A 14663-nucleotide genomic window follows, 5' to 3' on the forward strand; every position below is an offset into this window, starting at 1 on the left:
CTATTTCGAATAGCGTGGTCGTTGGCTTTTATAATTGGCAAGAGCGCGAAACGGCGCTCCTGACGGGTTAGAACCGTCGGCCCCCGTGACCGCACACGCTAGTCGAAGAAACCGGCGTCCTCTTCCGCAAGATATTTTTTCGCTCCCGCGGCATCGATGTCGAGGCCCAGCCCCGGTGCTTCGAGCAGGTCGACCATCGAATCCTTCACGATCTGCCCCTTGGGCAGACCAACAACGATATCCTCCCACCAGGGGTCGGAGGCGCTGGGATATTCGAAGGCGATATAGTTGGCGGGCAGCGTGGCGCAGACATTGATCAGTGCGCCGAGGCCGAGCAGGCCGTTCGCCGTACCGTGCGGCGCCATCATGATCGAGTGCATATAGGCGTGCTCGGCCACCCATTTGAGCTCGGCGATGCCGCCAATATCGGCGGGATCCGGACCGATGACGCGCACGGCCTGCGTTTCGATCAGTTCCTTGAAATTATGCCGCAGGTAGATCTGTTCTCCGGTGTGGATGGGAGTAGACGTCGATGTCGTGAGTTCGCGGTAGGCCTGCGGATTGACCCATGGCACGTAGTCGCCGGTCAGCATGTCCTCCAGCCACATCAGATTGTATTTCTCGACGGCCTGCGCAAAGCGGATGGCGTCGGGCAGGAACCAGCCGGGACCGCAATCCAGCGCCAGCGAGACCTTGTCGCCGAGCACCTCCTTCATGGCGATGACGCATTCGATCATATGCGCCATGCCGCGCTCGCTGATCTGGCCCTGGTCCATCGCCCCATGATAGGTCGGCGGCTGGCGCACGCCGTAGTGGAAGTCGGGCACGCTGGTCTTCATGTTGGAGTGAAAGCTGATGCCTTGCTTGACCATGAAGAAGTTTTCCGGCCGCTCCATCATCCATTTGACGTCGGCCGCGTAGTCCTCCGGCCTGTCGCCGGTGCGCTTCTTGCGTATGGAGCCGTTATAGACCCGCACCTGGTCGCGGACCTTGCCGCCGAGCAGCTTGTAGACAGGAACGCCTGCCGCCTTGCCGGCGATGTCCCACAGCGCATGCTCGATGGCGCTGACGGCGGCGCCATAGGGCTTGAACGAGCCCCGCTGGCGGATCTTCAGCATACAGCGTTCGACATCCGTCGGATCCTCGCCGATCAATACCTCGCGGAAATGCAGCACCCAAGGCTTGAGATAGGGCTTGGTGTACTCGACCTCGCCGAGGCCATAGAGGCCTTCGTCAGTGACGATGCGCACGATGGGGTGCTTGCCGATGACGGCGCACCGGAGATCGGTGATCTTCATGATGTCCTCTATTTCACCGACGAGAAGGCGGTTGGCGCGAGAAACTGGCTGGAAATATTGGCCAGGATCGGGCCATCGCGCTCGGACTCGTCGCGGACCTTGAGCCATGCCGGATCGGTGGTGAAGGCCTTCCATTTCACTTCGCGCTCGGCAAGGGATTCCCAGGCGACGAAATAGGTCAGTCGATTGCTGCTTTCGCCGACCACCGTGGTGAAGAACCCGGCTTGGCGGATGCCATGCTTTTCCCAGATGGCCAGCGTTTGGTCGGAAAAGCGCTTGAGCAAAGCCGGCAGCCTGCCCGGCAGACAGTCATAGATACGCAGTTCGTAGATCATGGTTTCGTCCGTTTCTTTCTTCGCCTCTACCTTGGGAGAGGTCGACACGAATGGTCGGTCGTTGGCCCCGTGAGCCTGGGGGAATGAGGGCGGGGGGTCTGGGCTAACTCCAGGTCCGGTCCCAGCTATGTTCATTGTCCCAATGCTCGGTGGATTGCCATATCCCCGTGACACCGGGCTGCAAATGCTGGCTGATAACTTCGTCGACGACGTCGTCTATGCCGAGGCCTGGCTTGTCCGGCACGGTGATGAAGCCGTCCTTGACCAGCGGCTTGGGCAGGCCCGTGACGATATCGTCCCACCAGTCTACTTCGACGCTGTGATATTCGAGCGCCATGAAGTTTTCCGTGGCCACCGCGACATGCGCGGCGGCCATCGCCGCGATCGGGCTTTCCGCCATGTGAATGGCCATGGCAACGCCATGCTCCTGCGCCGCGTCGCCGATCTTCTTGGTCTCGAGAATGCCGCCTGACGTCAGCAGGTCTGGGTGAATGACCGAGATGCCCGCGTTGAGCAGCGGCTCGAATGCCTGCCTCAGGTAGATGTCCTCGCCTGTGCAGATCGGCACCGACGTAGCCTGCTGCAGCTGCCGATACTGTTCGGTGTACTGCCAGGGGATCACGTCTTCGAGCCAGGCCGGTGCGTATTTCTCGATCCGCCGGGCTAGACGAATGCCATCCTGCAGCGAGATGTGGCCGACATGGTCGACGGCGAGCGGAATCTCGTAGCCGATCACCTCGCGGACTTCGTGGATATATTGATCGAGCAGGTCGATGCCCTTCTCGGTGAAGTGGAGACCGGTGAAGGGATGCGGTACGTTCTGCGCATCATAGGCGGCGTTGCGCGCCCGCCGCTCGTCCAGCGTGCGCGCCGGACCACGGGCGGCATGGCTGCGGAAACCGTCGAGCACGCCGGCCGGCGCGACCACCGCGCCTGGGATGTGGGAAATCTGCGCCAGCCCGAGATCCATCTTGAGGAATGTGAAACCGAGATTCATCCGCGCCTTGAGCCGCTTGCCGGTCTCGGTGCCGCTGGGCTTGTCCGCGTCGGTGTCGCAATAAACCCGCACCTTGTCGCGGAACCGTCCGCCGAGCATCTGGTAGATCGGCACGCCATAGGCCTTGCCGGCGAGGTCCCAGAGCGCGATTTCGATTGCCGAGACACCGCCACCTTGCCGCCCATGGCCGCCAAATTGCTTGATGCGCCGGAACAGCCTGTCGACGTCACAGGGGTTCTCGCCCAGCAACCGGCTCTTGAGCATCAGCGCATAGGTCGCGCTGGCGCCGTCGCGCACTTCGCCCAGGCCGACAATGCCCTGGTTGGTGTAGATCTTGACAAGCGCCGAGGTGAACGGCGCGCCGACGATCTCGGCGACGCGCAGGTCGGTGATGCGCAGCTCGCTCGGCCTGGAGTTCGTGTTTACACGATTGAGCGCCTCGCCGGCTGCGTCCGTCTTTGGCATGATCTATCCTCGTTCTGGTTGGCTACGCTTGGCGGGCCCGCACGCTGCGCCGGGCGAGAGCATTGCTAGCCCAGCTCAATCTCGTGGGCCTGCAGGTACTCGCGGTTCATCTCAACACCCAGACCGGGTTTCGACGTCAGCTTGAGGTTGCCGTTTGACACGTCGAGGGGTCTGTCGATGAGGTGATCGTATTTGCCAAGGTTCCACTCCGACGTCTCGAGCTTGTAGAAGTTGGGAACGGTCATCATCACCTGGGCTCCCGCGACCACATTGATCGGCCCGGCAGCGTCATGCGGCGACACCGGGATATAGTAGGCTTCGCACAGAGCGGAAATCTTCTTGAGTTCGGTGATGCCGCCGGTCCAGGTCACGTCCGGCATGATGTAATCGGCGAGCTTGTTCTCGAGCACCGGCACGAAATCCCACTTCGTGTGGCCGCGCTCGCCCCACGAGATAGGGGCGCTGACTTTCTCGCGCACCTGTTTGAGGGCGTTGAGGCTCTCGGGCGGACAGGGTTCCTCGAACCAGTCGATCTGGCCGGCTTCCTCGAGGCTCCGGCAGAGGCGAATGGCGGTGGGAACGTCGAAGCGACCATGCGCGTCGATGAGAATGTCGACATCGGGCCCCGCCGTTTCGCGGATCAGAGCCGTCAGTTCGGCGGCCTCGCGCTCGTCCTTGCGGGTCATGCTGCCATCGAGGTAGCCGTCCCGCTGCTCGCGCGATTGCCCATCGGCAGTGCGGCCCTGATGCGGGAAAGGATCGAACTTCAGCCCCGTGTGTCCGGACTCGACGATGTCCCGAATTTCGCGAACCACAGCCTCCTTGCTGGTAAACTTGCGTTGGTCAGGATGGGTATAGAGCGCGACCTCATCGCGTACCGGTCCGCCCAGCAGCTCGTAGATCGGCTTGCCAAGGACTTTGCCGCGGATGTCCCAGAGAGCTATGTCGATGGCGCTCACGCATTCGACGGCGGCGCCGCGGCTGCCCATATAGGTGAAGCTGCGGAATATCTTGTGCCACAGATACTCGATACGCGCCGGGTCCTCGCCTGTCACGGCGGCACCGATCTGCCGCAGGATCGTGCAGAGCGCGCGGTTGGCGAGCCTTGTGGTGGTGGTGATCTCTCCCCAGCCGCTCACCCCCTCGTCGGTCGTCACTTCGACGAACAGGAACTCTCCCCAATAAGAAGCACCGGACTTGATCAGCCACGGCCGAACGCTCGTGATTTTCATCTCAACTGCCTTATGCGAAATGGATCGGGATAGCTGCGTTCCGGACCGGATGTTCTATCCTGCCCGAGCGGCGCTGCGCGCGCGCATGTGTTCGAGGACATGCCGGCCGGAGCCTTCAACATGGCGCGCAATCAATTCGGCTGCCTCGTCGGCATTTCCCGCTTTTACATGCGCGATGAGCTCGCGGTGCTCGCGAAGGATCGCGGCACGCCGGGCGAGCGTGAAATTGAAACGCCGGCTCACAGCCCGCAGCACTTCGCGATGCTTCCACCAAAGCTCGGCGGCATGGCGGTTGTAGTGCCTTTGGTACATCACGGTGTGAAAGGCGGTATCCAGTTCGCTGTGCCTGAACGTGTCGGCAAAATTGTTCTCTTCAATCAGGCCTTGGATACGTTCGAGTTCGGCAATGTCCTCCACGGTAGCCATATTCACAAACCATCGCGTCAGTGCTGGCTCGATCAGGACTCCGATCTCGTAGATATCCCGGACAAAATCCTGGTCTATAGGCCGGACGCGCGCCCCACGGTTGGCAACAAAGGTGACAAAGCCCTCGCCCCGCAGCAGCTGCAGAGCCTCGCGCACGGGGTTGGTCGAGGTACCGTGACGCCGGGCGAGATCGGTGACCACAAGCCGTTCGTTGGCAGCGAGCCGCCCCTCGATGATGTCTTCCCTGATCAGTTGATAAAGCGATGCGCCCTCGCTGGAGGCCCCGATAGGGTCGATCCCTTCGGGTGGCTCTGCTTTGAAATCGCTTGCTTCGGCCAAGACTGCCCCCAAATCAATACACGCTTTAATCGATATCACGCACGGTTTCCATAAACAATGTACGATTTGGCGCGTTGACAGACAATCAACGATCTGAAAACGTATGAAGTGCTCGAAGGGATACATCGAACGGTATGTTCGGCCACCGACGAGCAGGACCGCTCGCCTCGACGCAGAGCGGCGTGGGAGAGAAACCTGGAGGATACCCTATGACGAGGATTTCACTCGGCGGTGCCGTCCTGCGCGGCGCTGTCTCCACTGCTTTGGTGGTATCGTTGATGTCCGCATCGGCGCTGGCTGCGGCGCCGGTCGACTTGAGCAAGTGGTCGCCCGAATATGTGCGCTCCATTGCGGGCACGCAGGATTTCGACACGGCCGCCGATTGCGGCAAGGTCACCCCTCTCGACTACAAGGGGCGACTGACTTTCTGGTATCAGGGCGTGTTCGAGGGCGACCCCGACCTCCTGCGCCAGTACTACAAGGATTTCTTCGAAACCTTCCGCAAGACCTACCCGAACATCCAGCTGGAAGAACAAGCCCTCACCTACAACGATCTTCTCGACAAGTTCCGCACGGCGCTCCTCGGCAATGCGGCGCCGATGGCGGTCCGCCTGCAAATCCTGGGTGGTACCGAGTTCGCCTCAAAGGGCTATCTGCAGCCGCTCAAGCCCGAGGATGTGGGTTATTCGACAGAGGATTTCTGGCCCGGCGCCATGAAGGCAGTGACCTGGGACGGGGTGACCTACGGCATTCCAACCAACAACGAGACGATGGCGTTCATCTGGAACGCCGACATCTTCAAGCGTGCGGGTCTCGATCCGGACAAGGCTCCTGCTACATGGGACGACGTCGTCAAATATTCCAAGCAGATCCACGACAAGCTCGGCATTGCCGGTTACGGCCTCGTGGCCCGCAAGAACGCCGGCAACACGCCGTACCGCTTCATGCCCCAGCTGTGGGCCTATGGCGGCGGCGTCTTCGACGAAGCCACCGCCAACCCGACCTATAAGGAGGTCGAGCTCAACAGCCCGCAGAGCAAGGCGGCGCTGCAGGCTTCCTATGACATGTATGTCCGCGACAAGTCGGTTCCGGTTTCGGCGCTCACCAACCAGCAGGCGGACAACCAGCCCCTGTTCGTCGCCGGCCAGCTCGGCATGATGATCTCGCACCCGTCCGATTACAACGTGATGCTCGACCTGCAGAAGAAGGCGACGGGTGCCGACAAGGACAAGGCGCAGACCGTCATCGACAACATGCGCTACGGCCTCATTCCGACAGGCCCGGACGGCAAGCGCGCCGTGGTGTTCGGCGGCTCGAACATTCACATCCTGAAGCCCGAATATGTCGAGGGCGGCAAGGTCGACGAGCCGGCTGCAAAAGCCATCATCTGCATGTGGACGAGCCCGGAATGGTCGCTGAAGATGGCCTATGCGGGCTCGAACCCGGGCAACCTTAACGGCTTCAAGACCAAATGGATGAAGGAACGCCTGGACAGCATCAAGTTCCTCGATGTCACGACCTCGATGCTGCCATACGGCATCCCGTTCCCGGCGCTGCCTCAGGCCCCCGAGATCATGAACATCATTGTCCCGGACATGCTGCAGAATGCCCTGACCGGAGCGATGACGGTCGACCAGGCGGCGGACGACGCGGCCCAGAAGGTAAAGGATCTGATGGGCGGACTCTAGAGCGGCTTTGACGCAATTCCGGACGGAAAGCCGTTTCACACTTTTCCCGGAAGTGCTTCAACCTGACATGCGATCTGACCGGCTGTGCCGATAGCAAGTGCAGCCGGTCGTCCCGAGGAACAAGGGCTCGCCACAGTGACGATCGTAACCGGCAAGGCCGAGACTGGCCGAAGATTGCAGCCCGGCCGGTCCGGCGTGCTGCGGAATGTCTGGCAGCATCGCGCCGACTATGCGTACGTGCTTCCCGCCATCGCCGTGATGCTCGTCGTCATCGCCTATCCAATCTACTACACGATCGAGCTGTCGTTTTTTAAGACGCCGCCAGGCCTGCAGCTCCGCGACAAGACCTTCATCGGCTTCGACAACTACACGGCCATTCTCACCAGTCCGGTGTTCTGGAAAGTCACCTGGAACACCCTGATCTGGACAATCGGATCCACTTTCTTTTCCTTTGTCCTGGGGTTTGGCGCCGCGCTGGCGCTCCACCGCGACTTTGTCGGCCGTGGTGTGTTGCGCGCCATCCTGATCATTCCCTGGGTCATCAGCGCGGTTGCCGCCTCCTATATCTGGAAGTGGATCTACCATTCGGACTTCGGAATCATCGGCGCGGTGCTGGTCGGCCTCGGATTGGCCGACCAGCCGCCGAACTTCATCGACAATGTCAGCACGGTGCTGCCCTCATTGATCGTCGTCAATATCTGGCGCGAGTTTCCGTTTGCCATGATCATGATGATGGCCGGCTTGCAGACGGTCCCCGAACAGTTGCTGCGCGCCGCGGAAGTCGACGGGGCCAACGCATGGCAACGTTTCTGGCACGTCACCTTCCCGCATTTGCGCAACGTCTCGACGGTGACGATCCTGCTGCTGGCGGTGGCCAATTTCAATTCCTTCATCATCCCCTGGATCATGACCGGCGGTGGGCCGTCCAACGCGTCGCATATCTGGATCACCCACATTTATGAGCTCGCCTTCGGCCGGCAGCGCTGGGGCGTCGCATCGGCCTATTCGGTGCTTCTGTTCTTGATGCTGATGGTGCTGGGCTATTTCTACGTCCGTGCGCTGGCCGGCAACGAGCGCAAGGAGGGGGGCGCATGAGCACGATTGCCGCCACAGCCCCTCGAGGCCGGACCCGGCGGCGTGTGCGCGTCGACGGATGGCGGTGGGCCGGGCGCATCTTTCTCGTGTTCATGCTGCTCTACACCGCGTTGCCGATGATCTGGATGCTGATCACATCGATCAAGTCCGGGTTCGCGGCGATGCAGTTCCCGCCGCAATGGTGGCCGGAAGAACCTACCCTCGCCAGCTACCAGAAGCTGCTCGATCCGCAAAACAGCGTCGGCCAGGATTTCCTTCGCTTCTTCTGGAACAGCCTTTTCGTGTCGACGGTCACGACGATCCTTTCGGTGATCGTGGCGGTCCCCGCCGCCTACGCGTTTTCGCGCTTCCGTTTCCCCGGCCGGAACTTCCTGTTCTTCGCCGTGCTGCTTCGCAACATGTTCCCGGCGGTGATCTTTCTCGTGCCGCTCTTCATCCTGATGCGCGCGATCGGATTGGTGAACACGCATGGCTCGCTCATTCTCACCTATCTCACCTTCGGCCTGCCGCTGGCGATCTGGCTGCTCAAGGGTTTTTACGACAACATTCCGGTGCAGCTCGAGCAGGCGGCGCGCATCGACGGGGCGACGCGGTTCCAGGCCTTCATCCTGATCGTGATGCCTCTATCGACGCCGGGTATCATCGCCACCGCAATCTATTCCTTCATCGGCGCATGGAACGAGTACATCTATGCCTACACCTTCCTTTCGAAGAACGAGCAGTTGACCCTGCCGGTCGGCATCCAGCGCTTCTTTTCGGAAAACACGACGGACTTTCCAGGCCTGATGGCGGCGAGCTTCATGATGAGCGTGCCCGTTGTGGTGCTGTTCCTCGTCCTGCAGCGATACTTCGTACGCGCCCTGACAGAAGGCGCGGTCAAGCATTAGGGAGTTGCCGATGGCCCACGTGGTCCTCAAAGATCTCGTCAAGACCTATGGCGGCTTCAAAGCTGTCAACGACGTTTCGCTGACGGTCAATGACGGCGAATTCGTTGCGCTCGTCGGCCCCTCAGGCTGCGGCAAGACGACGACGCTCAATCTCATCGCCGGGCTGATCCCGATAACGTCGGGCGATATCTTCATCGGCGACCGGGTGGTCAACGATCTCGATCCCAAGGACCGGGACATCGCAATGGTGTTCCAGAACTACGCGCTCTATCCGCAAAAGTCGGTCTATATGAACCTCGCCTTCCCGCTGCAAATGCGCAAGCTGCCCAGGGATGAGATCGACAAGAAGGTCAGGGAAGCGGCGAAGGTGCTCGATATGACGCAGTTGCTTGAGCGCAAGCCACGCGAACTCTCGGGCGGGCAACAGCAGCGCGTGGCCCTGGGTCGCGCCCTCGTTCGAGATCCGGCGGTATTCCTGATGGACGAACCGCTCTCCAATCTGGACGCAAAGCTGCGCGTGCAGATGCGGTCCGAAATCAAGCGGTTCCACCAGGACCTCAAGGCGACGATCGTCTATGTGACGCACGACCAGCTCGAGGCCGTGACGATGGCCGACAGGATGGCTGTGATGAACGGCGGCTTCCTGCAGCAATACGATTCGCCGGCGCAAGTTTTCGCCCATCCCGCCAACATGTTCGTCGCGAGCTTCGTCGGCAGCCCGGCGATGAGCCTTATCCCGCTGGAGGCATCGACCGCAAACGGCGGCACCGTTCTGACCAGCGCGGAAGGCTGGAGCCTGCCGCTGTCGCAACTCAACGCGCGCAAGGTTCTGGGAGCAACCACCAGGAAGATCGTGCTCGGCGCGCGACATTCGACGATCAAGCTGCACAAGAGCGCCGCCCCCGGTGCCATTCCGGCCAAGGCCTATACGGTGGAGCCAACCGGAGACGTCACCTTCGTGCAAGCGTTCCTCTCCGGCGCGATCGTCAACATCAGTGTGGGCCCCAACATCGCCGTCACACCCGACGAGCACATCTGGCTCGAGTTCGATCAGGAACGCATCCATCTGTTCGACGGCGAAACGGAGATGGCCCTCCATGCCGATTGAGACAGGGGAATGCGTGGGGGAATGCGTGTGAATGACCACAAAACTTAAGATCACGGCGATCAAGCCTTATCCGGTGTGGGTGGGAACCCGCAACCAGATGCTGGTCAAAGTCGAGACCGACCAGGGCATCTTCGGCTGGGGCGAGAGCGGATTGAGCGGTCGCGAGAAGGCGGTGGCCGGAGCGATCGAGCACTATCGCGAATTCCTCATCGGCCGCGACCCGATGCAGATTGGTCGGATCTGGCAGGAGGTCTATCGCAGCCAGTACTTCGAAGGCGGACGCGTTCTGCAGGCGGCGATTTCCGCCATCGACATTGCCCTTCACGACATCAAGGGCAAGGCGCTGGGGGCGCCGGTCTACCAGTTGCTCGGCGGCAAACAGCGCGACCGCATCCCCACCTTCGCCTCGACCGGAGACGAGGCCGAGGGCGATATTGCCATCGAACGAGCCCGGGAACTGTGCGCGCAGGGGTGGCAGGCGATCCGCTTCTTCCCCATCGGGCAAAGCAGCAAGGACATCTTCGAGCCGCGCGAGTCGATTGGCGCTACCGCGAGGATGCTAAACAAGGCACGCGAGGCGCTGGGCGACGAGGTGGTCCTTGGTATCGACTATCATCATCGGCTGTCGGTGGCCGAGGCGGCGAGCTTCTGCAACAAGCTCGGCCGTGGCGTGCTCGATTTTCTTGAGGAGCCGATACGCGACGAGACACCGGAGGCCTACGAATCCCTGCGCACGATGACCGACATCCCGTTCGCCATCGGCGAGGAATTTGCCAGCAAATGGCAGTTCCTGCCCTACATCGAGCGCGGCATCCACCAATTCAACCGGCTCGATGTTTGCAATGTCGGCGGGCTCACCGAGGCGATGAAGGTCGCTGGCTGGAGCGAGGCGCACTATGTCGACCTGATGCCGCACAATCCCCTTGGCCCGGTCTGCACCGCCGCAACCATCCATCTCGCCGCGGCGGTGCCGAATTTCGCGTGGCTCGAGACCAGGGCGCCGGAAAGGAAGCTGGGCTTCGACAATTCCGAGTTCTTTCCCGTCCAACCACGGCTGGACGGCCCTGATTACCCGGTCAGCGATTTGCCGGGACTGGGCGTCGAGATCAATGAAGAGGCGATCCAGGCGCAGAGCTTCCGCTTCTGGGAAGCGCCTCACCTTAAGCGCCGCGATGGTTCAGTCACGAACTGGTAGTTCAATCCAACCGGAGTCCATAATGACGCATACTCCCGATATCACGCAGCGGCCGCCAAAAGACCTGATCGACGCGCTAAGGGAGATTGGCGCCGCGACGGTTGCCGGCACGCTTGGCCACATGGGCTTCCGCAATCCGCACATGGTCGGTCCGGTGGCGCAGAACCACGGGAAGTCGATCGTCGGGCCGGCGCTGACGCTGCAATTCCTGCCGCAGCGGCCCGACCTCTTCAGCGAGGGAGAATACGCCGACCCGGAAACGCAATTGCACCGGCACGTGCTCTATCACGCTCAGGAAGGCGATGTGGTGGTGGTCGACGCGCGCGGCGACATGAGCTCCGGCGTCTTCGGCGATATGATGTCGACTTATTTCAAGGGCAGAGGCGGCGCGGGCATCGTCATCGACGGGTGCATGCGCGACCGGCCCAATGTCGAGAAGCTCGACCTCCCCCTTTGGCTGCGCGGCTGGACACCAAATTATCATGTGCAGACCAGCATCTACCCCAATGCCGTCAACGGGCCGATCGCCTGTGGCGGTGTCACGGTGATCCCCGGCGATATCATCGTGGCCGACGACGACGGGGTGGTGGTGCTTCCGCTCGCAATGGCCGCAAAAGTGATCGAAGAATCACAGAAGCATCACGAGTGGGAGGAGTTCTCCCGCATGAAGCTGATGCAGGGTGCGCCGCTGCAGCGCTACTATCCGCTGCATGACGATGCCCGCGGCGAATATGAGGAGTGGCGCAAAGCCAATCGCCCGGCGGATTGACGTGGGACCACGCGGCGTAGGTCGACTACATCCACTCCGTTGTGACGGCATTCGGCACCCGAGCCGTTCAAGAGGCAACTATTGCCTCGCAAGCAAGGGACCGGCTTCGCCGGCGGGCCCCGCCAAGCGCAAATGCGCTCTTACTGGTCCGTCTCAGCCGGGACCGCGTCGCAGACGAGCTTCCCGTTCAAGGAAGGCGCTTTCTTCGGGCGTGGCAGCAGCTCCGACACGGAAGGCGAAGGACGTGACTCGCGTCGCATTGGTGTCGATTCCGCACCGGAAGCTCAGATGGTACCATGTCGTTGCCGTGCGAAAAGCAGTGTCGGGGGCGTCAAGAGTATTGCCGACTTTCAGCGGGATAACTGGGATCAATTGGGGAAAATTGGACGCGTCCTTCAGCTCCTGCTCCAGAACGCTGGCGCAAAGTTTGGCCGCCCGCTGGTCGCGAGGCACGTCGGCCATCGAGTTCGTTGCGAACACATCACCGGTAGCGCCTTGTGAAAAGAGCTTGCGGACGCCCGGAAGGCCCGAATACGCCCGTGATGTGGCCGCGGCCACCTCCGTGGAGCTTGGCTCTCCGGTGCTTCCGCGTCCTGACTTCGCAGCCTTGGAAGGGCGGGGTTTCGGCACATTTTCGGGTCTGGTTTGAGGCGCCTGAGCCGACGCTGGAAGCTCGATCTCACCGTCGTCACCGGGGTTGGTCAAAGGCATTGCTGCCACGGATGCCTGCCTGTCCGCGTCTGGAGCCCCCGCCTCCTGTTTGTCTGCTTCCGGCTTCTCGTCAACCTTAGCTGACTCTGCCGGCCCTCCGGCGTCTGGCGCCGGAGCGGGTTTGCTCTCTGCATCCTTTGGAGCGGCAGCCGGCTTTGGCTCGTTATCCTTGGCGGGCGATGGGGCATTAGCGCTGCCTCCATCCAGGGACTTCCGGGGGCCGGTATCCTTATCACCGAACTGGAAAACGGGCTTCAGTACCTCGATTGGCGGCAGCTTTTCAGGCGCCGGCTTTTCAACCTTCTGTTCGGGAGGCTTTTCCGCCTCGGGTTTCGGTGCAGGCGGTGTGGGAGCAGGTTTCGGCTTTGGCGGATCGGGCGGAGGTACGAGTGCGACGTTGACCGGTTGCTCCTCCTGCGGCTGTTCCGGAGACGTAGGCAGGCCGTAAATCAGGAACGCGGCGATGAGCGCGTGCAGGATCAGCGATGCGGGCAAGGCCCACAGCAAAGTCCGACGCCGCTCAAATGTCTCGTCCTTCATGCCTCACGATGTGGAGCGAAACTGCGGCCGCATCAAGCGTTGCCGCCGCATTGGCGCATTTTAGCCGCAGCCCCAGCGCGCTCGTGCTGGGGCTGCGGCCGTTCCGCATCGTCCGATTCTGACGGCCCCTTGAGCGCCCAGGCGCTTCAGAATCTCATCATGGCGCCGCGTGGCAAGTGCGCGCACCGGCTGGTTGCCGTCAAAAGACACCACGACCAGCATTGCTACGATGGCTCGCCAATACCAAAAGATTGTGCTGAGACACGTTCAAGAGTTGCAGGCGTATATGGTACGAGCCCACATCTTGTCTTGCCGCAAAGTTCACCCTCTGATTCCCTGCGCCAAGGCTGTAAAAGCTGATTCTTGCACCTGGCGTGTTCAAACGGCGCGTTTCGGGATGAATCTTTTGTCGATCAATTCCAAGGAGACAAGACGATGAGCACCGCGGCAAGGCCCGTCATCTCTGAAATGCGGCCGAAGATAACCGTTGTCGGCGTCGGCGGTGGTGGAGGCAACGCGGTCAACAACATGATTGCGGAAAATCTGCAGGGGGCGGAATTCATCGTCGCCAACACCGACGCCCAGGCTCTCACCATGTCGAAGGCATCGCGGCTGATCCAGTTGGGAGCCCATGTCACGGAAGGCCTGGGCGCCGGATCGCTGCCCGCGGTCGGCCGTGCCGCCGCCGAGGAATCGATCGACGAGATCAGGGACCACCTTGCGGGAACCCATATGTGCTTCGTGACCGCCGGCATGGGAGGCGGAACTGGAACCGGTGCCGCGCCCGTCATAGCGAACGCTGCTCGGACAGCTGGCATCCTGACCGTGGCGGTCGTCACCAAGCCATTCACCTTCGAAGGAAAACGCCGCATGCAAGCCGCCGAAGAGGGCATCGAGCGGCTTCGCGAATGCGCCGATACCGTGATCGTTATTCCGAACCAGAACCTGTTCAGGATCGCCGACGCGAAGACGACTTTCGCGGACGCCTTCGCCATGGCCGATCGCGTCCTTTATTCCGGCGTGGGCTGCATCACCGACCTCATCGTCAAGGAGGGGCTGATCAATCTCGACTTCGCAGATGTGAAGTCGGTGATGCGCGACATGGGCCGCGCGATGATGGGTACCGGGGAAGCCACGGGTGAGGACCGCGCCAAGAAGGCCGCCGAAGCGGCTATCGCGAACCCGCTTCTCGACGAAGCCTCGATGATCGGCGCCAAGGGCGTCCTGGTCTCGATCTCGGGCGGCATGGACATGACGCTCTTCGAAGTCGACGAGGCCGCCACCCGCATCCGCGAGGAGGTCGACGCCGACGCCGACATCATCGTCGGCGCCATATTCGACCGGGCACTTGCCGGAAAATTCAGGGTCTCAGTCGTCGCTACAGGATTGCGGCCGGGACTTGAGATGCCACAGTAAAATCGCGACTGGCACTAGCCAGATGGCGGGGCAACCACAGGGTGGACATTTCAGCCCACATGGAAAATGATCATGTTGCCATGCACAATACTGCAGGGCTCTGATATCGACGCGAAGCCTGAGCGTAGAAGCGGATCAATCGACCCTCCGGGTCCAGCGAGT

At 61.4% G+C, this 14663-nt stretch carries 13 protein-coding genes; 7 read left to right on the forward strand and 6 right to left on the reverse strand.

The window, feature by feature from the left end:
- Nucleotides 1-98: 98 nt before the first annotated feature.
- The 5 genes from AC1D1L_RS19525 to AC1D1L_RS19545 all read right to left on the reverse strand — a co-directional run bounded on the left by AC1D1L_RS19525 (nt 99) and on the right by AC1D1L_RS19545 (nt 5092).
- On the reverse strand, nt 99-1298 hold the full coding sequence (locus tag AC1D1L_RS19525) for a mandelate racemase/muconate lactonizing enzyme family protein (RefSeq protein WP_477343086.1): 1200 nt from the start codon (nt 1296-1298) through the stop codon (nt 99-101).
- 8 nt (nt 1299-1306) lie between these two features.
- A complete protein-coding gene (locus AC1D1L_RS19530; RefSeq protein WP_477343087.1) occupies nt 1307-1633 on the reverse strand; it encodes an NIPSNAP family protein in 327 nt (108 codons plus the stop codon).
- A 103-nt stretch (nt 1634-1736) separates the two neighbouring features.
- A complete protein-coding gene (locus AC1D1L_RS19535) occupies nt 1737-3095 on the reverse strand; it encodes a mandelate racemase/muconate lactonizing enzyme family protein (protein WP_477343088.1) in 1359 nt (452 codons plus the stop codon).
- A 65-nt stretch (nt 3096-3160) separates the two neighbouring features.
- Complete coding sequence (locus AC1D1L_RS19540; protein ID WP_477231720.1) at nt 3161-4327, reverse strand: mandelate racemase/muconate lactonizing enzyme family protein; 1167 nt, start codon at nt 4325-4327, stop codon at nt 3161-3163.
- Between the two features lie 54 nt (nt 4328-4381).
- Complete coding sequence (locus AC1D1L_RS19545; RefSeq protein ID WP_112562095.1) at nt 4382-5092, reverse strand: GntR family transcriptional regulator; 711 nt, start codon at nt 5090-5092, stop codon at nt 4382-4384.
- Nucleotides 5093-5301: 209 nt separating this feature from the next.
- Here AC1D1L_RS19545 and AC1D1L_RS19550 point away from each other — a divergent pair, with 209 nt between their 5' ends.
- The 6 genes from AC1D1L_RS19550 to AC1D1L_RS19575 all read left to right on the forward strand — a co-directional run bounded on the left by AC1D1L_RS19550 (nt 5302) and on the right by AC1D1L_RS19575 (nt 11834).
- Nucleotides 5302-6780: an ABC transporter substrate-binding protein gene (locus AC1D1L_RS19550; RefSeq protein ID WP_477343089.1), complete on the forward strand. Its 1479-nt coding sequence runs from the start codon at nt 5302-5304 to the stop codon at nt 6778-6780.
- Between the two features lie 135 nt (nt 6781-6915).
- The gene (locus AC1D1L_RS19555) at nt 6916-7875 is read left to right on the forward strand and encodes a carbohydrate ABC transporter permease (RefSeq protein WP_192259568.1); all 960 of its coding nucleotides are present in this window, start codon (nt 6916-6918) and stop codon (nt 7873-7875) included.
- Nucleotides 7872-8762, forward strand: coding sequence for a carbohydrate ABC transporter permease (locus tag AC1D1L_RS19560; protein WP_477343090.1), 891 nt, complete (start codon nt 7872-7874; stop codon nt 8760-8762). The genes AC1D1L_RS19555 and AC1D1L_RS19560 overlap by 4 nt, the downstream gene beginning before the upstream one ends.
- A 10-nt stretch (nt 8763-8772) precedes the next feature.
- Nucleotides 8773-9870 (forward strand): ABC transporter ATP-binding protein, encoded by a 1098-nt coding sequence (locus AC1D1L_RS19565; RefSeq protein ID WP_477343091.1) that lies wholly within the window; start codon nt 8773-8775, stop codon nt 9868-9870.
- 31 nt (nt 9871-9901) lie between these two features.
- On the forward strand, nt 9902-11065 hold the full coding sequence (locus tag AC1D1L_RS19570; RefSeq protein ID WP_477343093.1) for a mandelate racemase/muconate lactonizing enzyme family protein: 1164 nt from the start codon (nt 9902-9904) through the stop codon (nt 11063-11065).
- A gap of 22 nt (nt 11066-11087) precedes the next feature.
- Nucleotides 11088-11834, forward strand: coding sequence for a ribonuclease activity regulator RraA (locus AC1D1L_RS19575; RefSeq protein WP_477343094.1), 747 nt, complete (start codon nt 11088-11090; stop codon nt 11832-11834).
- A gap of 153 nt (nt 11835-11987) precedes the next feature.
- Here the strand turns inward: AC1D1L_RS19575 and AC1D1L_RS19580 are convergent, their stop codons facing one another.
- A complete protein-coding gene (locus AC1D1L_RS19580; RefSeq protein ID WP_477343095.1) occupies nt 11988-13085 on the reverse strand; it encodes a DUF930 domain-containing protein in 1098 nt (365 codons plus the stop codon).
- Between the two features lie 435 nt (nt 13086-13520).
- Between AC1D1L_RS19580 and ftsZ the strand changes: the two genes are divergently transcribed.
- A complete protein-coding gene (ftsZ, locus tag AC1D1L_RS19585; RefSeq protein ID WP_112562102.1) occupies nt 13521-14501 on the forward strand; it encodes a cell division protein FtsZ in 981 nt (326 codons plus the stop codon).
- Nucleotides 14502-14663: the final 162 nt, after the last annotated feature.

This window comes from Mesorhizobium sp. P2_D6 (assembly GCF_056404315.1).

Bases quoted from the DNA above. Each gene is read 5' to 3' on its own strand.
- AC1D1L_RS19575 (WP_477343094.1), top strand. From the start codon at position 11,088: ATGACGCATACTCCCGATATCACGCAGCGGCCGCCAAAAGACCTGATC.
- AC1D1L_RS19530 (WP_477343087.1), bottom strand. From the start codon at position 1,633: ATGATCTACGAACTGCGTATCTATGACTGTCTGCCGGGCAGGCTGCCG.
- AC1D1L_RS19535 (WP_477343088.1), bottom strand. From the start codon at position 3,095: ATGCCAAAGACGGACGCAGCCGGCGAGGCGCTCAATCGTGTAAACACG.
- AC1D1L_RS19580 (WP_477343095.1), bottom strand. From the start codon at position 13,085: ATGAAGGACGAGACATTTGAGCGGCGTCGGACTTTGCTGTGGGCCTTG.
- AC1D1L_RS19570 (WP_477343093.1), top strand. From the start codon at position 9,902: ATGACCACAAAACTTAAGATCACGGCGATCAAGCCTTATCCGGTGTGG.
- AC1D1L_RS19540 (WP_477231720.1), bottom strand. From the start codon at position 4,327: ATGAAAATCACGAGCGTTCGGCCGTGGCTGATCAAGTCCGGTGCTTCT.
- AC1D1L_RS19565 (WP_477343091.1), top strand. From the start codon at position 8,773: ATGGCCCACGTGGTCCTCAAAGATCTCGTCAAGACCTATGGCGGCTTC.
- AC1D1L_RS19550 (WP_477343089.1), top strand. From the start codon at position 5,302: ATGACGAGGATTTCACTCGGCGGTGCCGTCCTGCGCGGCGCTGTCTCC.
- ftsZ (WP_112562102.1), top strand. From the start codon at position 13,521: ATGAGCACCGCGGCAAGGCCCGTCATCTCTGAAATGCGGCCGAAGATA.
- AC1D1L_RS19525 (WP_477343086.1), bottom strand. From the start codon at position 1,298: ATGAAGATCACCGATCTCCGGTGCGCCGTCATCGGCAAGCACCCCATC.
- AC1D1L_RS19560 (WP_477343090.1), top strand. From the start codon at position 7,872: ATGAGCACGATTGCCGCCACAGCCCCTCGAGGCCGGACCCGGCGGCGT.